Below are 19,993 nucleotides of genomic sequence, written 5' to 3'. Positions count from 1 at the left end.
TTCCCTTTTTATTCGATTATTAGTCAGTTCGTAACGCAATAAGTTCTCAGGTTTAAAGAATCGTCGTTAATAAAAGTGCGGTCAAAATTTGAATTTTTTTGCGATTATTGGCGGCTAAGGATGTGGGAAAATGACAACGAAAAAACAGGCCGTTTTCAGTAGATTAGTGAATGAGTTAGTACAAAAGAATCAAGGTAAACGGATATTTAGTTTTGATTTTGAGAATCAGACTTACTGGGTAAAACAACCGGAAAAATTAACCGGCGTGTGGAAAATTCTCAAGCCGCATCCGAAACAATCCTTTCGGGAAGAACTGCATATTCTCAAAAATTTATATGAGCGGGGGGCGCCCGTTCCTCAGGTTATATTATCCGGCGAAGATTTTTTTGTATTAAAAGATGTGGGACCGACTTTAAATCATTGGATTGAAAATGCCGGGCTTAATTTAACTCCGGCGGAAAAAAATCAGATACTGGTCGATGCCATAAAAGCCTTGACTCCATTGCATAAAAAAGGGGTGACTCACGGACGCCCTGCAATCAGGGATATTGCCTGGCGGCAAGGTAAGGTGACCTTTATGGATTTTGAATCTCATTCCCGTAGCCTGAATTTGCAATGGCACAAAATTCGCGATGTATTGGTATTTATTCATAGCCTTTGCCGTTCTAAGCATCTTTCCGGTGAACAGATTCAATATTTGATAAACAAATATGAAGAATATTGCGAACCGGATTTATGGCAGGATGTATTAAATTTAGTGGCAAAATTCCGTTTTCTTTATTATATTTTATTGGTATTTAAGCCGGTTGCCAGAATGGATTTAATCGCCATTTATCGGCTTTTTCAGTATTTACTGCCTTTAACTAGGGAAAATAAATGAAAAAACGGCTTATTTTATTATGTACTTTGGTTTTACTCGGCGGTTGTACGGTCGGCGGCGGTTTCGGCGTGGGAAATAACGGCGCCGGTGTTGGTATAAGCACGGGAATAGGTTTTTAATCCCGTAAAAGTGCGGTTTATTTTAAATTATTTTTGTTAAAAACTTGATCTTCCGCATTATTCTCATTATAATGCTGCCATATTTCGGACGCGGGGTGGAGCAGCTTGGTAGCTCGTCGGGCTCATAACCCGAAGGTCGTTGGTTCAAATCCGGCCCCCGCAACCACTTCCTTATAAGGAAGAAAAATAAAGGTTCAGTGAAACCCAAATTTTTAGATTTGGGTTTTTTTGTACGTAAAATTTGGATATTTACACTGGGCTTTAAGCCCTTTTTTTATGTCCGAAATTTGTAGGGTGGGTTAAAAAACCCACGGATATTAACGATATCTTGGTGGGCTGTTCAGCTCATTTTACGAGGGTGAAATGGCAACATTAGAACAAAATTTACAACAAATGCTGCAAGGTTCGGTTGAAGATTTAGGCTGTGAACTTTGGGGGATTGAATGTCAACGTGCCGGTCGCTTTATGACGGTACGTTTATACATTGATAAAGAAGGCGGCGTTACCGTTGACGACTGCGCGGATGTAAGTCGTCAGGTGAGCGCTATATTAGACGTAGAAGATCCGATTGCTGATAAATACAATCTTGAAGTATCTTCGCCGGGATTGGATCGTCCGTTATTTACTTTGGAGCAGTTCCAACGTTATGTCGGGCAGGAAATTTCAGTACATTTACGTATTCCTATGTTAGACCGTCGTAAATGGCAAGGCAAATTAGAGCGGATTGAAGGCGATATGCTGACCTTGATTGTGGACGATCAAGAACAGTCTTTCGCATTAAGTAATATTCAAAAAGCGAACGTAATACCAAAATTTTAATAGAGGCATAAAAAGTGAGCAAAGAGATTTTATTAGCTGCGGAAGCAGTATCAAATGAAAAATTATTACCGCGTGAGAAGATTTTTGAAGCGTTAGAAAGTGCGATTGCCCTTTCAACAAAGAAAAAATACGAACAGGAAATTGATGTTCGCGTTGCGATTAACCAAAAAACCGGTGAGTTTGATACTTTCCGTCGCTGGTTGGTGGTTGATGAAGTGGTTAACCCGACAAAAGAAATTACTTTAGAAGCGGCGCAATTCGAAGATCCTGACATTCAATTAGGCGATTATGTGGAAGATCAAATCGATTCCGTAGCCTTTGACCGTATTACCATGCAAACCGCCCGTCAGGTAATCAGTACTAAAATTCGTGAAGCGGAACGCAACAAAGTAGTTGAACAATTCCGTTCCGAAGAAGGAAAAATCGTAACAGGTACGGTAAAAAAAGTTACCCGCGATTCAATTATTCTGGACTTAACCGGTAACAAAGAAGATCCGGCGAAGGCGGAAGCGGTTATTACCCGCGAAGATATGCTGCCTCGTGAAAACTTCCGTCCGGGCGATCGCGTACGCGGTGTGCTTTATAAAGTTAATCCGGAAAGTAAAGGTGCGCAATTGTTTGTAACCCGCGCAAAACCGGTAATGCTTGAAGAGTTATTCCGTTTGGAAGTACCGGAAATCGGTGAAGAATTAATCGAAATTAAAGGCGCTTCTCGCGATGCGGGATTGCGTGCAAAAATTGCGGTTAAAAGTAATGACAAACGTATTGACCCGGTTGGCGCTTGCGTCGGTATGCGCGGTTCACGCGTTCAGGCTATCACCAATGAATTAGGCGGTGAGCGTGTGGATATCGTACTTTGGGATGATAATCCGGCTCAATTCGTGATTAACGCCATGGCACCTGCGGATGTAAATTCAATTGTGGTTGATGAAGATAATCACTCGATGGATATTGCCGTTGAACAGGAAAATTTAGCACAAGCTATTGGTCGTAACGGTCAAAACGTGCGTTTAGCGACCCAGTTAACCGGCTGGACGTTAAATGTGATGACTACGGAAGAATTGCAGCAAAAACATCAGGCGGAAGATAATAAGGTATTAAATTTATTCATGACTTCTCTTGAGCTTGATGAAGACTTTGCACAGCTTCTCATTGATGAAGGATTCTCAAGCCTTGAAGAATTAGCTTATGTGCCGGTAAGCGAATTAACGGCAATTGACGGTCTTGAAGACGAAGATTTGGTTGAAGAGTTGCAAAAACGTGCGAAAGATGCGTTAACCGCTAAAGCGGTGGCGGAAGAAGAAGCGTTAAAACAAGCCGAGGTTGAAGACAGATTATTAAATCTCGAAGGTATGGAACGTCATATTGCATTCAGATTAGCTGAGAAAAATATTAAAACTCTTGAGGAGTTAGCCGAACAAGGTGTTGATGATTTAGCGGATATTGAAGAGTTAAGTGCAGAAAAAGCGGCGGATTTAATTATGGCGGCTCGTAATATCTGTTGGTTTGGTGATGAATAAGGATTAAAAATATTATGACAGATAAAGAAACACAAAACGAAAACGCACCAAAAAAACTAAGTTTACAGCGCAGAGTTAAAACAACGGTTGCCGGCGGTAAAGTTCAGGTTGAAGTGCGTAAATCCCGCAAAATTGATACCGAAGCGGCTAAGAAAGCTGCGGAAGAAGCAAAATTAAAAGCACAGGAAGCGGCTGAAAAAGCGGCTGTGGAAAAAGCGGAAAAAGAAGCTGCCGAGAAAGCTAAAAAAAATGCTGAAAAGGCACGTGTCGCGGCTGCAGCGAAAAAACCGGAACCGGTAAAAGTTGTGGACGCAGAAAAAGACCGTATTAAAGCGGAAGAAGCGGAATTACGCCGTAAAGCCGATGAGTTAGCTCGCCAAAAAGTGGAAGAACAGGCGCGTAAAGCGGCGGAAGAAGCAAAACGTTTGGCTGAATTAGCGACGGATAGAGAAACAACGGAAGTTTCCGATGATTTTTCCGATTATCATTTGACTTCGACTTATGCCCGTGAAGCGGAAGATGAAGAAGAACGCCGTAAAGAAGGGCGTGGCCGCGGTAAAAATAAAGTCGGCAAAGCTAAAAAAGGCGGACGTGACGATAACGGTTCTAAAGACGAACGTAATGCGGATCGTCGTAACCAAAAAGACGTGAAAGGCAAAGGCAAACAAGGCAAGAAAGGCAGCAGTGCAATTCAACAAGCGTTTACCAAGCCTGCACAAGCGGTAAACCGTGACGTAGTTATCGGTGAAACCATTACCGTAGCGGAACTTGCTAATAAAATGGCGGTAAAAGCGACGGAAATCATCAAGACAATGATGAAAATGGGCGAAATGGTGACCATTAATCAGGTTATCGACCAAGAAACCGCTCAATTGGTTGCCGAAGAAATGGGCCACAAGGTGATTCTGCGTAAAGAAAACGAATTAGAAGAATCGGTATTGGAAGATCGCGACGTTAATGCGGAAAAAGTAACCCGTGCGCCGGTTGTGACTATTATGGGTCACGTTGACCACGGAAAAACCTCATTATTAGACTATATCCGCAAAGCGAAAGTTGCCGCGGGTGAGGCCGGCGGTATTACCCAACATATCGGTGCTTATCATGTTGAAACTAACGGCAAAATGATCACTTTCCTGGATACTCCGGGACATGCGGCGTTTACCTCAATGCGTGCGCGCGGTGCGAAAGCGACGGATATCGTTGTCTTAGTGGTCGCCGCCGATGACGGCGTGATGCCGCAAACTATCGAAGCGATTCAACATGCCAGAGCGGCAAGCGTACCCTTGGTTGTTGCGGTAAATAAAATCGATAAACCTGAAGCGAATCCGGATCGTGTAGAACAGGAATTATTGCAATATGACGTAGTTTCTGAAAAATTCGGCGGCGATACGCAATTTGTTTATGTATCCGCCAAAAAAGGGACGGGTGTTGACGAATTATTAGATGCGATCTTATTACAATCGGAAGTGCTGGAATTAACGGCGGTTAAAGAAGGTATGGCGACCGGCGTTGTAATCGAATCTTATCTGGATAAAGGACGCGGTCCGGTTGCGACTATTCTTGTTCAATCCGGTACGCTGAATCGCGGTGATATTTTACTTTGCGGTTTCGAATACGGTCGCGTACGCGCAATGCGTGATGAGCTGAGCAAAGATGTCGAGTCTGCCGGTCCGTCGATTCCGGTTGAGGTATTGGGTCTTTCCGGCGTGCCTGCTGCGGGTGATGAAGCCACTGTGGTTCGTGATGAGAAAAAGGCCCGTGAAGTGGCACTATATCGTCAAGGTAAATTCCGTGAAGTTAAATTAGCCCGTCAACAAAAAGCGAAACTTGAAAATATGTTCAGCAATATGGCGGAAGGCGATGTTGCCGAGTTAAATGTTATCGTTAAAGCGGATGTTCAGGGTTCCGTGGAAGCTATCGTTCAATCTTTACAAGAGCTTTCAACGGAAGAAGTAAAAGTGAAAGTGGTTGGTTCCGGTGTGGGCGGTATTACTGAAACCGATGCGACATTAGCCGCCGCTTCAAATGCGATTATTGTTGGTTTCAATGTGCGCGCGGATGCCTCAGCTCGTCGTATTATTGAAACTGAGAATATTGATTTACGTTATTATTCAATTATTTATGAATTATTAAACGAGATCAAAGCGGCAATGAGCGGTATGTTACAACCTGAATTCAAACAGGAAATTATCGGTCTTGCGGAAGTTCGCGACGTATTCCGTTCACCTAAATTCGGTGCTATCGCCGGTTGTATGGTAACCGAAGGTGTGATCAAACGTAACAACCCGATTCGCGTATTGCGTGATAATGTTGTTATTTTTGAAGGCGAATTGGAATCTCTGCGTCGTTTCAAAGATGACGTGAACGAAGTTCGCAACGGTATGGAATGCGGTATCGGCGTGAAGAATTACAATGACGTGAAAGTCGGCGACCAAATCGAGGTATTCGAAGTGGTTGAGATTAAACGCTCGATTTAATTCTTTATAAGCGAGTGTGAACTTCGTATAGGATTAGTGTCTGTTTATCTTTTATATAAACAGATACTAAAAAGTGCGGTTAAAATTTGAAAATTTTTGACCGCACTTTTAACCTGTTTGCTTGAATACAAACTTAAATTCAGATTTTAGGAAAATAACATGTCAAGAGAATTTAAACGTTCCGATCGCGTTGCACAAGAGCTACAAAAAGAAATTGCCGTGATCTTACAGCGTGAAGTGAAAGACCCGCGTATCGGTATGGTGACGGTTTCCGATGTAGAGGTTTCGCGGGATTTGGCTTATGCTAAAATATTTGTGACTTTCTTGTTCAATAACGACGATGAAGCTATTAAACAAGGCATGAAGGCACTGGAAAAAGCTGCGCCTTATATTCGTTCGTTAGTGGGTAAAGCAATGCGTTTGCGTATTGTGCCCGAATTGCGCTTTGAGTATGATCGGTCTTTAGTTGAAGGTATGCGGATGTCAAATCTGGTGACAAATGTCGTTCGCAGTGACAAAGAACGTCATATTGATGAGGATAACGGAGAAGATTAATGTCGAGACCCCGTAAACGCGGTCGTGATATTCACGGCATATTTTTACTTGATAAACCACAGGGAATGTCGTCTAACGATATTTTGCAGAAGGTAAAACGTATTTATCAGGCAAATAAAGCAGGGCATACGGGCGCATTGGATCCATTGGCAACAGGAATGTTGCCGATTTGTTTAGGTGAGGCGACAAAATTTTCTCAGTTTTTATTGGATGCGGATAAACGTTATCAGGTGATTGCGAAATTAGGCGAACGTACGGATACTTCCGATGCGGAAGGACAAGTTGTAGAAACCCGCTCCGTGAATGTAACGGAACAAAAAATCCTTGATTCTTTACCGCACTTTCGCGGCGATATTATGCAGGTTCCCACTATGTTTTCCGCCTTGAAACATAAGGGTAAACCTCTTTACGAATATGCCAGAGCGGGGATTGTTGTAGAGCGTGAAGCCCGCCCGATTAGCATTTTCGAGCTTAATTTTATTAGCTATGAAGCGCCTTATTTAACACTTGAAGTGCATTGTTCAAAAGGTACGTATATTCGTACGTTAGTGGACGACTTAGGCGAATATCTGGGTTGCGGCGCTCATGTAAGCATGCTTAGACGTACCGCCGTATCCGATTATCCGGCGGATAAAATGCTGACTTGGGAACAATTGCAGCAATTTGCGCAAGACGAAGATCTAGCCGTATTAGACGCCCGTTTATTGCCGGTGGACAGCGCCGTATCAAAATTACCTGTTTTAAGTTTGAGCGAAGAGCAAACAAAAGCCGTGGGTTTCGGTCAGCGGGTAAAGTTTGATAATCTTCAGCAACTGCAAGGGCAAGTTCGTTTGTTTTCGCCGCAAAATGTGTTTTTAGGGGTAGCGGAAATAGGTAAGGATAATGTAATTCGCCCCAGCCGAATGGTGAATTTATAAAGAAGTCAATTTTATTCATTTTAAATTAAAGGCTGATTTCCTGTTATACGGAAATCAGCCTTTTGTTTATCTTGTACTAAATAAGTTGATACAAGGCGATAATCAACGGCATAGAAAATACACACAACATAGTGGTAACGCCATAAATGGCACTGGCTTTATTGGCATTTTTTCCATAAATCAATGCCATTTGGGTTACCGTTGCCGCCGCCGGGCTCATGGTTGCCAGGAAGCTAATCATCGCAATGGTTTCACCGTTTTCCACCCAATTATCAAAGCCGCATAATTTAATAATGATAAGCAGGAAGATCGGGATTAAAATCAGCCGTAAAAAGGTGACCAAATAAATGCGTTTTGAGGTTATGATGTTGCGCAACGGTATGGAAGCGATAAGCATACCGGCAATCAACATGGCGTTCGGGCCGATAAATTGACCTAAGGAAGATAAGGTTCCCGAAATAAGCGGCGGCAATTTAATTTGAAAAGCAAATAAAAATACGCCCAGAAAAATAGATAATATATTGATATTTTTAAACATTTTTAATATTGAAATAGAACCTTTACCGCAAATAATGCTGCGGCAGTGAGTCCAGAATAAAAAGGTTTGTACCACAATAAAACAGGTGGCGTAAATAACCCATTGTTGTCCGAACATAGAAACCACCAGAGGAATAATTAAGTTGCCCGAATTGGAATAAATAGAAGCCGCATGTTCGATAGGATCCAGATTCAGCAGGCGTTTAAGAATAACGCCGGTGATAATCAGAATAATATGCAGAAAAACGGCCATAGTTAGGGATAACAGCAAGCCGTTTAGAATTTGCGGACTATAATCAATTTGAAACGCATTGATCATCACCGACGGGCTGATAAGATATAAACCGATAATGGATAAGGGGTAGCTGTCCTGAGATTTGAGCAATTTACTTTTTACCAACGCATAACCGAGTAATACGATAATGGTCAGTTCAATAATTTTGCCGGCGAGGAGAAATGCGATTTCCATAGTATCTGTCTTATTGTTATTGATGCTAATTTTTCATTTAGCAAAGATTTTAGAACTAATTTAAAAATAAAGAAATAATTAACGCATAATTTGTTATAATCTTTGCAAAAAATTAAACCGCAGTTTTAGGAATTCAATATGTCTTTACAGGTCAATTCCGTTGCCATTATGCTTGTTGTGCTTATTTTGCTTGGCGTGTTGAGCAACAATAATTCAATTACCATATCCGCACTTATTTTGCTTCTAATGCATCAGACTTTTTTAGGTAAATATATTCCTTTTTTAGAAAAGAACGGATTAAAAATCGGCATTATTATTTTAACCGTCGGCGTGCTGGCTCCGTTAGTTTCGGGGAAAGTTCAGTTGCCTGCCTTTAAAGAATTTTTGAACTGGCAGATGTTTTTATCTATTATTATTGGGATTGCGGTAGCTTGGTTTGCCGGCCGCGGCGTAAATTTAATGAGTAGCGAACCCGTCGTGGTGACGGGTTTACTTATCGGCACCGTGCTCGGTGTTGCTTTTCTCGGCGGTATCCCGGTCGGTCCGCTTATTGCGGCGGGGATTTTAGCAGTAATATTAGGCAAATAAAAAATACCGTTAGTGATGATAAGCTAACGGTATTTTTGTTAGAGGAGGATTATTTTCCGTCCCAGGCTTTAATGGAATTTAAGCGAATATCCACTTTGTTTTTCACATCGCCTTTATAGTAATTGCTGTCTAGGCCGCCTTCCCAGTCTCCATAGTTAGGATTAGGCAGAACGATGTATTTTGTTCCGAATTGTTTTGCGTTTTGAGCGACGAAATCACGGCGTTCCGCGTTAGGTTTGCGATAGGTGGCGTCACCGAAGTCGTTTAAGTTGTCACCAACGTAAACCACAATATCATATCCTTGATCCGTAATGGTTTTATAACGTGCTGATTTAGCGGATTTACCGTCTTTTAGTATTAAGGTTTTTTCCGATACTCCCGGGAAACCTAAACGAGCCATATCGTCAATGGTGCCTTGGCGTTCACCGTTTTCCAACCGGTTTGATACATAGAACATTGTACCGCCATGATTATTTACATAATTGGCGAATTCCACCGCACCGGGAATTGCCGCAGTTTGGCGTGCATTCACCCATTTTGTCCATGTTTCCTGCGTGAAATCTTCACCGTTTTTAACCTGCCAACCGGCATAAGCGCTGTTGTCCATCATCGTTTCGTCTAAGTCCACAACAACCGCTTTTTTCTTACCTTTGGTTTTTTTAGCCTGATCAAAAGCCGTTTTAGCCGTGTTAAAGGCTTGATGGGCAAGAGCCTGATATTCGCCGGATTGCTGCATCCAAACAATCCCCAGCGCCGCTTGGTTCTGCAATTTAAGTTGTTCATGCTTTTCCGTAGCGTATTGACTAGTACAAGCTGACAGTAATGACGCCACGGCAATAGTGGCAATACTTAATTTAAGGTTTTTCATAAATTTTCCTTTTTATTTCAACGGGCGAGCTAATTTAGCATATAATTAGTGCGGTTTAGATTAAAAGAATTTCTGATTGTGATATAGATCACAAATAACTTAGCATTATGATGAAAATGAAAACACCGAAAAGAGAATTTAACGCATTACAAAAATCCTTAGCCGAACAGATCGAGGATGTGATGATTGTTGAACAGCGCCGTTTGCTGGCTCGAATCCGAGGCTTGGGGCAAATTAAAAAAGAGCAATCCCAACAAGCCGCCGCTCTTGACATTGAACAACAAATTCAACAGGCCAAACTGCGCCTTGAACTGCGGAAAAGTGCGGTCAAAAATCCGATCGTTTTTCCTGAAAATCTTCCCGTCAGCCAACGTAAAACGGAAATTCAAAAACTGATTGCACAAAATCAGGTGGTGATTGTGGCGGGGGAAACGGGTTCGGGTAAAACCACGCAGTTGCCGAAAATGTGTCTGGAATTGGGGTTCGGGCAAAAAGGTTTAATCGGGCATACCCAGCCGCGGCGTATTGCCGCCCGTTCGGTGGCGGCGCGTATTGCGGAAGAAATGCAAACGGAATTAGGCGGAATTGTCGGTTATAAAGTACGCTTTAACGATCAAATCGGTGAGGACACTCAAATCAAGTTGATGACCGACGGGATTTTACTGGCGGAAATTCAAACCGATCGTTTTCTCAACCAATATGATTGTCTGATTATCGACGAAGCCCACGAACGCAGCTTAAACAACGATTTTATTCTGGGTTATCTGAAACAGTTATTGCCGCGCCGTCCGGATTTAAAAGTGATTATCACCTCTGCGACCATTGATGTGGAGCGCTTTTCCAAGCATTTCAACAATGCGCCGATTATTGAAGTATCCGGCAGAACTTATCCGGTGGAAGTGCGTTATCGTCCCGTTGCGGAGACGGAAGAACAGGATCAGCTGCAAGGCATTTTGAATGCGGTGGACGAACTGCAGGCGGAGGGCAGAGGCGATATTTTAATTTTCTTAAGCGGCGAGCGGGAAATTCGCGATACCGCAGAGGCGTTGGAAAAGCAGAATCTGCGTCATACGGAAATTCTGCCGCTGTATGCCCGCCTGTCGGCGCAGGAGCAAAATAAGATCTTCCATCCCGGCGGACTAAACCGTATCGTGCTGGCTACCAACGTGGCGGAAACCTCGCTCACGGTGCCGGGCATTAAATATGTGATCGACCCGGGTACCGCGCGGATTTCCCGCTACAGCTACCGCACCAAAGTGCAACGTCTGCCTATTGAGCCGATTTCGCAGGCCTCCGCCAATCAGCGTAAAGGGCGCTGCGGGCGGGTTTCCGAGGGCGTTTGTATCCGCCTGTATTCGGAACAGGATTTCAATAACCGCCCGGAATTTACCGATCCGGAAATTCTGCGCACCAATTTGGCTTCCGTTATTTTACAGATGACGGCACTGGGATTGGACGACATTGAAGCTTTTCCTTTTGTGGATGCGCCGGATAAACGGCATATTCAGGACGGTATTAAATTATTGGAAGAGTTGGGTGCCTTTGAATGGCAAAAATCACCTCCCTCCGCCTTCGGCACTTCCCCCCGTAAACGAGGGGAGGGCAATTTAGCATCAAATTCTTCGCTCCCACCGTTTACGGGGGGAGCTGGGCATAGCCCTGAGGGGGGAAAACGTGTTTTGACTCAAACGGGTCGTCAATTAGCCCAATTACCTGTAGATCCCCGTCTGGCTAAAATGCTGCTAAGTGCGGTCGATTTAGGCTGCGTTTTGGAAGTGATGATTATTGTCGCCGCCCTTTCCATTCAGGATCCGCGCGAACGTCCGCAAGAGAAGCAACAATCCGCCGATGACAAACACCGTCGGTTTGCGGACAAAAAATCCGATTTTCTGGCGTTTCTGAATTTGTGGAACTATATTCAGGAGCAGCAAAAAGCCTTGAGTAAAAACCAGTTCCGCCGCCTATGTCAAAAAGATTATCTGAATTATCTGCGGGTGCGGGAATGGCAGGATATTTATCATCAAATCCGTTTGACCGTGCGGGAAATGGGCTTGCCGATTAATTCCGAACCGGCACAATATCCGCAAATTCACAGCGCACTGTTAAGCGGGCTGCTTTCTCATATCGGTATGAAAGAGGCGGAAAAACAGCAATATCTTGGCGCCCGTAACGCTCATTTCGCCATTTTTCCTAATTCCGTGCTTTTCAAAAAACAACCGAAATGGGTGATGGCGGCGGAATTGGTGGAAACCTCTAAACTTTGGGGGCGTATGGTGGCGGAGATCGATCCCGAATGGGTTGAGCCGTTAGCCAAACATCTGATTAAAAGCAGCTATTCCGAGCCACGCTGGTCGAAATCCCGCGGGCAGGTGATCGCCAATGAAAAAGTCAGCCTGTACGGTGTGCCGATTGTGGCAAGCCGCCCGGTGAATTACGGTGCCATCGATCCGCAAACCAGCCGCGAGATCTTTATTCAATCCGCCTTAGTGGAAGGGGATTGGCATACCCGCCATAAATTCTTTTTTGAAAATCAAAAGCTGATTCGTGAAGTGGAAGATTTGGAACACAAATCCCGCCGCCGCGATATTCTGGTGGACGATCGCACCTTGTTCGAATTTTATGATTCCCGCATCGGGGCGGACGTGGTGTCGCAAAAACATTTTGACAGTTGGTGGAAGAAAGCCGCTCAACAAGATCCGGAATTGCTTAATTTTGAGAAGTCTTTCCTGATGAAGGAAGACGCGCAAAAAGTCAGCCAGTTGGATTTCCCGAATTTCTGGCACCAGGGTAATCTGAAATTAAAACTCACTTACCAGTTTGAACCGGGTACGGATGCGGACGGCGTAACCGTGCACATTCCTCTGCCGTTGCTGAATCAGATTGAAATGCAGGGATTTGACTGGCAAATTCCGGGTTTACGCCATGAGCTGATCGTCAGTTTGATTAAGGCTCTGCCGAAATCCCTGCGCCGCAATTTTGTGCCGGCACCCAATTATGCGGAAGCTTTTTTAGCCCGCGTAGCTAACTTTGACAAACCGTTAACGGAAACCCTGAGTTACGAATTGCGTCGTATGACCGGCGTAAATGTGGAAGTGGAAGAATGGAAACTTGAGCAAATTCCACCGCACTTACGTATGACATTTCGTGTGATTGATGAAAAGGGCAAAAAAATTGCGGAAAGCATGAATCTGGATGAACTCAAATTCGGCTTAAAAGATCAGGTACAGCAAAGTATTTCCGCGGTGGCGGACGACGGCATTGAACAATCGGGCATTCATATCTGGAATTTCGACAGCCTGCCGCAATGCTACGAACAGAAAAAACAGGGCTTTACCGTGAAGGCTTTCCCCGCCATAACCGATGAAAAAGAAGCGGTGGGCATTAAATTATTTGAAACGGAATACGAACAGTCCGTGGCCATGCAGCAAGGCTTGCGTCGCCTGATTTTGCTCAACGTGCCTTCGCCGATTAAATATCTGCACGAAAAACTGCCGAACAAATCCAAGCTGGGTTTATATTTCACCCCGTTCGGCAAAGTATTGGATTTGATCGATGACTGTATCGCCTGCGCTGTAGATAAACTGATTGCGGATTTCGGCGGTTTTGTGTGGAATGAAAGGGATTTTGAAAAACTGCGGGATTTCGTACGTGAAAATCTCAATGAAATCACCGTGGACATCGCCCAACAAGTAGAACGCTTGCTCACCCTTACTTTTGAAATCAACAAACGCTTGAAAGGCAAAATGGATTTCACCATGGCATTCGCTTTATCGGATATTAAATCCCAACTGGCCGGCTTGATTTATCCGGGCTTCGTGGAAAAAACCGGCTACGCCCGCCTACCGGATATTCAGCGTTACCTGCAAGCCATCGACAAACGTATGGACAAACTGGCACAAGACATCAACCGCGACCGCGCCGCCATGCTACGGGTGGAACAATGCCAACAAGCTTACCAACAACTGCTCGCCAAACTCCCTAAATCCAAACCATTGAGTACGGAAGTGCTGGAAATTCGCTATATGATTGAGGAGTTACGGGTAAGTTTGTTTGCTCAGCAGTTGGGTACCAAGTATCCGGTTTCGGAGAAGAGGGTGTTGGGGAGTATTCAATCTTTGGGGTAAGGATGAAATGGAATGTATCAAGAGTTTATTGTGGGTCAACGTAATAGAGGTATCTTATAATGCTATTTAAAGAAAAGAAAAAAGCTTGGTGGAAAATTATTGTAGGTTATTTGGGGGGGATAATTTGTTTAATATTGTTAATTATGTCATATCTCAAAATGATATATTTTTCTCCTATTGGATTTCTATCTCATCCTATAAAGGAACTTATAAACATAGTATATAACAAAACTTTGTTTTTAGATTTTTTATGGCAATATGCTCCAATTCCTAATATGGATGATTTATTATCTAAAGGGTCTATCTTATTTTTTGTTATTTGCGTTATATTCGTTATTTTTATGATGTTAATGAATTCAGGAAAGTTAAAATTAAGAATTTTAAAAAAGATTGAACAAAATATACAAGAACAATCATTGGAAGAATCAATAAGAGGAAATTTAGCTAATAGTCGAGAAGATATTGAACGGGGTATACAGCTACCTGAACAGAATTTCTTATCATCTTTTCATGCTCTTTATATAGCTCCTTTGATTGTGGGTATCATATTAACTTTATTAGAAAAATTCTTATAAATATGAGCATCAATTGATTATATGGCTTAGCTTAATATTTAAATTAAATCTGTTTAAATTTTTGAGAGTAGATAAAGTGCGGTAAAAATTTTCAAAATTTCCACCGCACTTTTTCTGTTTTATCGACGTTCTGCCGTAACGGATTCAACCTCAGTGAGAATGGGTGTCCATATTGAATTCTTCGCTGTCACTACGCAGGGCGGTAATCGCTTGTTTGATTACGGATAAGCCGCTGCGTAATACCAGCGCGCTTAAAATGACGCTGGCGACCACATCCACCCAGTGCCAATTAAGCAGCCAAGCGCTGAGACCTGCGATAATCGCTACCACGGAACCGAATAAATCAGCCAATACATGAAGATAAGCGGCTTTGATATTCAGGTTTTCCTGATCGCTTTTTAACATAATCCATGCCACGAGAATATTCACCAACAAGCCGATTGTCGCCACCGTCATCATGGGTAATGCCGCCATTTCAGTTGGTGCCTGCCAGCGTTTGAAGGCTTCGATTAAAATCATAACCGCCACAAATACCAGTGAGGTGCCGTTGAGCAGAGCGAACCATTTTTGCGCTTTGGCGCTGAGAAATAAGGCAACCAGAGCAAGGAACAGCGATAAACTATCGTTGGCCATATGCCCGGCATCCGCCATCAGAGTCAGACTGTTAAACAAATAACCGCCGATAAATTCCACCACCATATAGCAGGAGATAATGGCGAGGCTGATCCCCAAAATCATTTTGTTTTTTGGAACCTGAGAATGCTCATGCTCCGTATGGACTTGGGAATGATCATGATGCTCGTGATGAGCTTGTTTATCTTTCTTTGCTTGCGCATTCATACATAATCCTTGTTAGCAAATTAAGTTTGATTAATTTCGATTAATAAGAATCATAAACTCCGTAGCTACTACAGACTCAAGCGTTTTTTGCGAAAATTTGCTAAAATAGACAAAATTTTTTTTCGATTAGAGAATGATGATGAAGATCAATGAGTTAAGTAAAAAGAGCGGGATTAATCTGGAAACCATCCGTTATTATGAAAAAACCGGTCTGTTGCCGGAGCCGAAACGTGCGGCGAACGGCTATCGCGTTTACGATCAGCAAAGTCTAAGCCAGTTGAATTTTATTAAATCCTGTCGTTGGCTCGGTTTTTCCATTGATGAAATCAAACAACTGAACGAATTGAAGAATACGCCGAAACATCATTGTGTCGCCGACGAAATGATTCTTTCTCATCTGAAACAGGTGGAAGAAAAAATTGCCCGCTTGCTGGAAATCCAAACCTTTCTGCAAAACCTGGTGAATCACGAAGAACACAGCGTGGAAGAATGCCGGGCGATTTCAGGATTGAGCCAGGAAAGATAATACTGCGATCGGTTCTTGCAAAATTTTGCCAAAACCGACCGCACTTTTGACCCTGTTTTCCCTCAAATTTTTATTTTCCGTGTTATCTTGTCCAAACCTGTTTTGCATCTTTGGTTTTATAGCTGTTTTGCGCCATAATGCCGACTAAATTATGCGGTTGGTAACATTCTTCCAAATAAACAACATCTTCAGCTGAAAGGGTGAGATTGACTGCACCTACCGCACCGTCAATATGATGTTTTTTCGTTGCACCTACTACTGGCGAAGCCACTTTGGTTAAAAGCCACGCGAGTGAAATTTCGGTCATCGAAACGCCATATTTCTTGGCAAGCTCTGCTACACGATGGATGATAATTTGGTCTTGCTCGGCAGTGGCATCATATTTGCCTTTGGCGTAGGCGTCTTCCGCCAAACGTTTCGTTTGCACATCGCCTAAACGCGCCAAACGACCGCTTGCTAAGGCACTGTAAGGTGTAAGGGCAATATTGTCTTCCGCACACAAGCCGAACAGTTCGCGCTCATCTTCACGCATAATCAGGTTGTAGTGGCTTTGCATAGAAACGAATTTGGTTAAGCCTTCATATTCAGCCATTGCATTGGCTTTTGCCAGTTGCCACGCAAAGGCATTCGATAAGCCGATGGCACGCACTTTGCCGGCTTTCACGGCTTTATCTAAGGAGTGCAGAATCTCGATCATTGGCGTGTTGTAATCCCACATATGGCAGATATAGAGATCCACATAATCCATGCCGAGATTTTGCAGGCTTTGATCAAGCGAGTTCAGTACATGTTGTTCGCCCGATACGCCGGCTTCGATTTCCGCCTGTGTGCGCGGCAGGAATTTAGTGGCAAGCACCACCTCTTCGCGTTTTGCCGTATCACGCAACGCTTTGCCTACAAAACGTTCGCTTGAACCAAGCTGGTAAGCAATCGCCGTGTCGAAAAAATTGATGCCGTTTTCCAGCGCATATTGGATAATTTCACGGGTTTCTGGTTCAGGCAACGTCCAAGAATGCTGCCCCGTTGTTGAATCGCCAAAGCCCATGCAGCCCAAACAAATGCGGGAAACGTTTAAATCGCTGTTGCCAAGTTTGGTGTATTTCATCTTTTCTCCTTATTTGCAAAAAATGGTCGAAATCCGACCGCTTGTATCATTACGCCGTCGGCTTTTCCTAAGCCTGTGACAAGCTTTCAATCAATGCCACCAAGTGTTGTGCGTGTTTTTTAGCTTCTGCTTTTTGGGCGTTGATTTTCTCTTCATTTTCACGGCTGGTGTAGCCGATACCGTTGGTGTAGATCAGACCTTGATAATCAAGGTTACAAAGTTGTGCCGTAATCTCAAATTGCGCGGCGAACTCTTCCATGGTGTGTTTGAAGAAACCGTCTTTTTGATACACTTCCGCCGGTGCACCGGTAGTGGTGGAGAAGATGATTTTTTTGCCTGCCAATCGGGCGGTTGAACCATGGGCAAAGCCGTGTTCAAACACTTCGTCCAACCAGATTTTCATCACGCCCGGCAAGCTGAACCACGAGAACGGGAACTGAAACACCAGCACATCGGCTTTTAATACTGCCGCTTGTTCCGCCGCAATGTCGAATGTGCCGTTGTGGAATAATTCGTCTAATTTGCGGATTTCAGCGTTCGGCAAGGCTTTGGCCGTTTCGTCTAAAATCACTTGGTTGGTGATGGATGTTTTTAAATTCGGGTGTCCTGATACGATAAGTACGTTTTTCATTCTTTTTTCCTTATTTGCCTGCAAATTCGGCGATATTTGCCGCAATTAATTTGGGTTCAAACTCACGGATTTCATAGCTTGCCAAGTTCGGGTAGTAGCAATCTTCCGCTAAAATCCGATCGAGTTCCGCGCGGCTTTCGGTGACGGCAAAAATTACACCGGCATTGGCTTGGTCTTTAAACGGACCGAGCATTAAAAATTTACCGGCTTGAAAGTATTTTTTAAACCATTCCGTGTGTTCCGCAAAAAGCTTGTCGTGCTGTTCTGCGCTTACATGGTCGTTTACCGCAATATTGATGATGTACATATTGTTTCCTTTGTGGCTTGTTCGTTGAAAGTGAGGTCATTATAGCGAAATGATTGGTCATGATAAGATAGTAAATTTATAATTCACTATTAGGTAAAAACGAAGAATAGAGGTTGTATGCATAGTTCAATTTACGGTTATCTCACCGTATTCCATACCATTGCGGCGGAAGGCTCGATTGCGGGTGCGGCGCGCAAATTACAGATGGCGTCGCCGTCCATCAGTCAATCGCTCAAATTGCTGGAACAGCACATCGGCTTGCCGCTGTTTAATCGGACGACACGTAAAATGGAATTAACCGAAGCGGGGCATCATTTGCTGGCAAGCACCCAAGATGCGATTGCGCAGCTTTCGGTGGCGGTGGAAAGCGTGCAGGATTTAAGCGGCGTGCCGAAAGGCGTGGTGCGAATGACAGTGCCGCACGTGGGTTATTGGCTGATTATTGAGCCGCATTTAGCCGAATTCTGCGAGCGCTATCCCGATATTCAGCTGGAAATTTCGATTAACGACGGCACGGTGGATATTCTCAAAGAAGGCTTTGATTTAGGGATTCGCTTTGGCGATAAAGTAGATGAGCAAATGGTGGCGAAAAAACTGACCGCCCCTTTCCGTTTAGGGCTGTATGCCTCAAGCGCGTATCAACAACAATTCGGCTTACCGAAGAAAATTGCCGAGCTGAAAAACCATCGCTTAGTCGGCTTCCGCTTTGCGACCAGTAACCGCATATTTCCGCTTTCGCTTAACAACAAAGGCGAAGAAGTAAGCATTGAAATGCCGACGCCGATTGTGGTGAACAGCCTGATTGTAGCGAAAGATGTGATGAAAAGCGGCATTGCGCTCGGACGTTTTTTTGAACCGCTGATGAGCAAACAGGCCGATCAAGCAGCGTTCATTCCGGTGCTGGAAAAACATTGGAAAACATTCGGCGCACTGTATTTGTACTATATGCAGCACAGCCAGAAAGCGGGGAGACTAAGGGCGGTGATTGAGTTTTTTACTGAGAAAGCGCAAGTTGAAAAAAGTAATGCTTTGAAAGCGTTGGAATAGACGGATAATAAGTGGGATCTTTGGGTAAAATGTTATTGTCCTTTAGAATAAACGTCGCATTAAGGCGGTGTAAGCGGTAAAATTCGAATGATTGTTAAATAATGTAAGGAGATGGATATGAAACTTGGAATTGTTGGAACCGGGATGATCGTAGCAGATCTTATGCAAACTCTACATAAAGTGACGCTAGAAAAATTAGCGATTTGGGGACGGGATCAGGTAAAAACAACACAATTTGCCAGTGAAAATGGTATTTCACAGGTTTTTGCTGATTACGAGGCAATGTTAAATTCCGATTTGGATACGATCTATATCGCCCTACCGAATCATCTTCATTTTTCTTTTGCCAAGCAGGCGCTGGAAGCGGGCAAAAACGTGATTATGGAAAAACCGATCACCTCAAATACGGGTGAATTTAATCAACTAAGACAACTGGCCCAAACCCAAGGCGTGATTTTAATTGAAGCGGTTACGGTGCATTATCTGCCTGCTTATCTTGCAATTCGGGAAAAAGTGGCGGAGCTGGGCGAGATTAAAATCGTCAGTCTGAATTACAGCCAGTATTCCAGCCGTTACGACCGTTTCAAAGCGGGCGAAACGTTACCGGCGTTTGACCCGCAAAAATCGGGCGGAGCATTGATGGATCTCAATGTTTATAACGTGCATTTTGCGGTGGGGCTGTTCGGCAAACCGCAAAGTTGTGCCTACGCCGCCAATATTCAGCGCGGCATTGATACCAGCGGTATTTTGCTGTTGGATTATCCGCAATTTAAAGCGGTTTGTATCGGCGCAAAAGACTGCGCCGCACCGGTTATGCTCTCTATTCAAGGCGATAAAGGCAATATCACCGTACCAATGCCGGCGAATGCCATGAACCGTTTCACTTACACCCCGAATCAAGGCGAAGCGCAACATTTTGAGTTCGGCGACGCACACCGTATGCTCCCTGAATTCGAACGGTTTGTGGAAATTATCGACCGTAAAGACTTTGCCCAAGCGGAAAAAATGCTGGATATTTCGGCGGCGGTCAGCGAAGTGCTTGAACAAGCGAGAAAAGGAGCCGGCATTAAATTTGCCGGGGAATAACGG

At 43.8% G+C, this 19,993-nt stretch carries 19 protein-coding genes and 1 tRNA gene; 14 read left to right on the top strand and 6 right to left on the bottom strand.

Going from position 1 to position 19,993, the window contains the following annotated elements; genetic code table 11:
* The first annotated feature begins 130 nt into the window (after nt 1-130).
* From A4G13_RS04745 to truB, 8 genes are all read left to right on the top strand, one after another.
* On the top strand, nt 131-880 hold the full coding sequence (locus tag A4G13_RS04745; protein WP_090654974.1) for a phosphotransferase: 750 nt from the start codon (nt 131-133) through the stop codon (nt 878-880).
* A complete protein-coding gene (locus tag A4G13_RS10580) occupies nt 877-999 on the top strand; it encodes a hypothetical protein (RefSeq protein WP_011200621.1) in 123 nt (40 codons plus the stop codon). Before A4G13_RS04745 ends, A4G13_RS10580 begins: the two co-directional genes overlap by 4 nt.
* An 89-nt stretch (nt 1,000-1,088) precedes the next feature.
* A tRNA-Met gene (locus tag A4G13_RS04740) sits at nt 1,089-1,165 on the top strand.
* Between the two features lie 197 nt (nt 1,166-1,362).
* Nucleotides 1,363-1,818, top strand: coding sequence for a ribosome maturation factor RimP (rimP, locus tag A4G13_RS04735; protein WP_011200620.1), 456 nt, complete (start codon nt 1,363-1,365; stop codon nt 1,816-1,818).
* A gap of 14 nt (nt 1,819-1,832) precedes the next feature.
* Complete coding sequence (nusA, locus tag A4G13_RS04730; protein ID WP_090654977.1) at nt 1,833-3,338, top strand: transcription termination factor NusA; 1,506 nt, start codon at nt 1,833-1,835, stop codon at nt 3,336-3,338.
* A gap of 14 nt (nt 3,339-3,352) precedes the next feature.
* Nucleotides 3,353-5,815 carry a translation initiation factor IF-2 gene (gene infB, locus A4G13_RS04725; RefSeq protein ID WP_090654980.1) on the top strand — a complete coding sequence of 821 codons (2,463 nt, stop codon included), beginning with the start codon at nt 3,353-3,355 and terminating at the stop codon, nt 5,813-5,815.
* A 159-nt stretch (nt 5,816-5,974) separates the two neighbouring features.
* On the top strand, nt 5,975-6,370 hold the full coding sequence (gene rbfA / locus A4G13_RS04720; RefSeq protein WP_090654983.1) for a 30S ribosome-binding factor RbfA: 396 nt from the start codon (nt 5,975-5,977) through the stop codon (nt 6,368-6,370).
* Nucleotides 6,370-7,287, top strand: coding sequence for a tRNA pseudouridine(55) synthase TruB (gene truB / locus A4G13_RS04715; protein ID WP_090654987.1), 918 nt, complete (start codon nt 6,370-6,372; stop codon nt 7,285-7,287). Before rbfA ends, truB begins: the two co-directional genes overlap by 1 nt.
* A 76-nt stretch (nt 7,288-7,363) precedes the next feature.
* Here truB and A4G13_RS04710 read toward each other — a convergent pair whose 3' ends face one another.
* The gene (locus A4G13_RS04710) at nt 7,364-8,293 is read right to left on the bottom strand and encodes an AEC family transporter (protein WP_011200614.1); all 930 of its coding nucleotides are present in this window, start codon (nt 8,291-8,293) and stop codon (nt 7,364-7,366) included.
* A 138-nt stretch (nt 8,294-8,431) separates the two neighbouring features.
* On the opposite strand from A4G13_RS04710, the gene A4G13_RS04705 reads away from it, so the two are divergent.
* Entirely contained in the window at nt 8,432-8,881 is a 450-nt protein-coding gene (locus A4G13_RS04705; RefSeq protein WP_090654990.1) for a DUF441 domain-containing protein, read from the top strand.
* Nucleotides 8,882-8,930: 49 nt separating this feature from the next.
* On the opposite strand, the gene A4G13_RS04700 is transcribed toward A4G13_RS04705, so the two are convergent.
* The gene (locus A4G13_RS04700) at nt 8,931-9,749 is read right to left on the bottom strand and encodes a 5'-nucleotidase, lipoprotein e(P4) family (RefSeq protein WP_011200612.1); all 819 of its coding nucleotides are present in this window, start codon (nt 9,747-9,749) and stop codon (nt 8,931-8,933) included.
* 110 nt (nt 9,750-9,859) lie between these two features.
* Between A4G13_RS04700 and hrpA the strand changes: the two genes are divergently transcribed.
* Together hrpA and A4G13_RS04690 are read left to right on the top strand one after the other, a co-directional pair.
* Nucleotides 9,860-13,873 carry an ATP-dependent RNA helicase HrpA gene (gene hrpA / locus A4G13_RS04695; RefSeq protein WP_090654993.1) on the top strand — a complete coding sequence of 1,338 codons (4,014 nt, stop codon included), beginning with the start codon at nt 9,860-9,862 and terminating at the stop codon, nt 13,871-13,873.
* A 59-nt stretch (nt 13,874-13,932) separates the two neighbouring features.
* Nucleotides 13,933-14,448 carry a YniB family protein gene (locus A4G13_RS04690; protein ID WP_243739746.1) on the top strand — a complete coding sequence of 172 codons (516 nt, stop codon included), beginning with the start codon at nt 13,933-13,935 and terminating at the stop codon, nt 14,446-14,448.
* 150 nt (nt 14,449-14,598) lie between these two features.
* Here A4G13_RS04690 and A4G13_RS04685 read toward each other — a convergent pair whose 3' ends face one another.
* Complete coding sequence (locus A4G13_RS04685) at nt 14,599-15,288, bottom strand: cation diffusion facilitator family transporter (RefSeq protein ID WP_090655000.1); 690 nt, start codon at nt 15,286-15,288, stop codon at nt 14,599-14,601.
* 139 nt (nt 15,289-15,427) lie between these two features.
* Here A4G13_RS04685 and A4G13_RS04680 point away from each other — a divergent pair, with 139 nt between their 5' ends.
* The gene (locus A4G13_RS04680; protein ID WP_041639829.1) at nt 15,428-15,814 is read left to right on the top strand and encodes a Cd(II)/Pb(II)-responsive transcriptional regulator; all 387 of its coding nucleotides are present in this window, start codon (nt 15,428-15,430) and stop codon (nt 15,812-15,814) included.
* Nucleotides 15,815-15,896: 82 nt separating this feature from the next.
* Here the strand turns inward: A4G13_RS04680 and A4G13_RS04675 are convergent, their stop codons facing one another.
* From A4G13_RS04675 to A4G13_RS04665, 3 genes are all read right to left on the bottom strand, one after another.
* Nucleotides 15,897-16,919: an aldo/keto reductase gene (locus A4G13_RS04675; protein WP_090655003.1), complete on the bottom strand. Its 1,023-nt coding sequence runs from the start codon at nt 16,917-16,919 to the stop codon at nt 15,897-15,899.
* Between the two features lie 67 nt (nt 16,920-16,986).
* A complete protein-coding gene (locus tag A4G13_RS04670) occupies nt 16,987-17,550 on the bottom strand; it encodes an NAD(P)H-dependent oxidoreductase (protein ID WP_090655007.1) in 564 nt (187 codons plus the stop codon).
* Nucleotides 17,551-17,560: 10 nt separating this feature from the next.
* On the bottom strand, nt 17,561-17,857 hold the full coding sequence (locus A4G13_RS04665) for a YciI family protein (protein ID WP_090655010.1): 297 nt from the start codon (nt 17,855-17,857) through the stop codon (nt 17,561-17,563).
* Nucleotides 17,858-17,974: 117 nt separating this feature from the next.
* Between A4G13_RS04665 and A4G13_RS04660 the strand changes: the two genes are divergently transcribed.
* Entirely contained in the window at nt 17,975-18,904 is a 930-nt protein-coding gene (locus tag A4G13_RS04660; RefSeq protein ID WP_090655014.1) for a LysR family transcriptional regulator, read from the top strand.
* 117 nt (nt 18,905-19,021) lie between these two features.
* Nucleotides 19,022-19,990, top strand: coding sequence for a Gfo/Idh/MocA family protein (locus tag A4G13_RS04655; protein ID WP_041639825.1), 969 nt, complete (start codon nt 19,022-19,024; stop codon nt 19,988-19,990).
* The last annotated feature ends 3 nt before the right edge of the window (nt 19,991-19,993 follow it).

The sequence above is a fragment of the Basfia succiniciproducens genome, from assembly GCF_011455875.1.
Lineage (GTDB): Bacteria > Pseudomonadota > Gammaproteobacteria > Enterobacterales > Pasteurellaceae > Basfia > Basfia succiniciproducens.
Note: the sequence above shows the minus strand (reverse complement) of the source record. Positions and strands in the feature narration are given on the sequence as shown.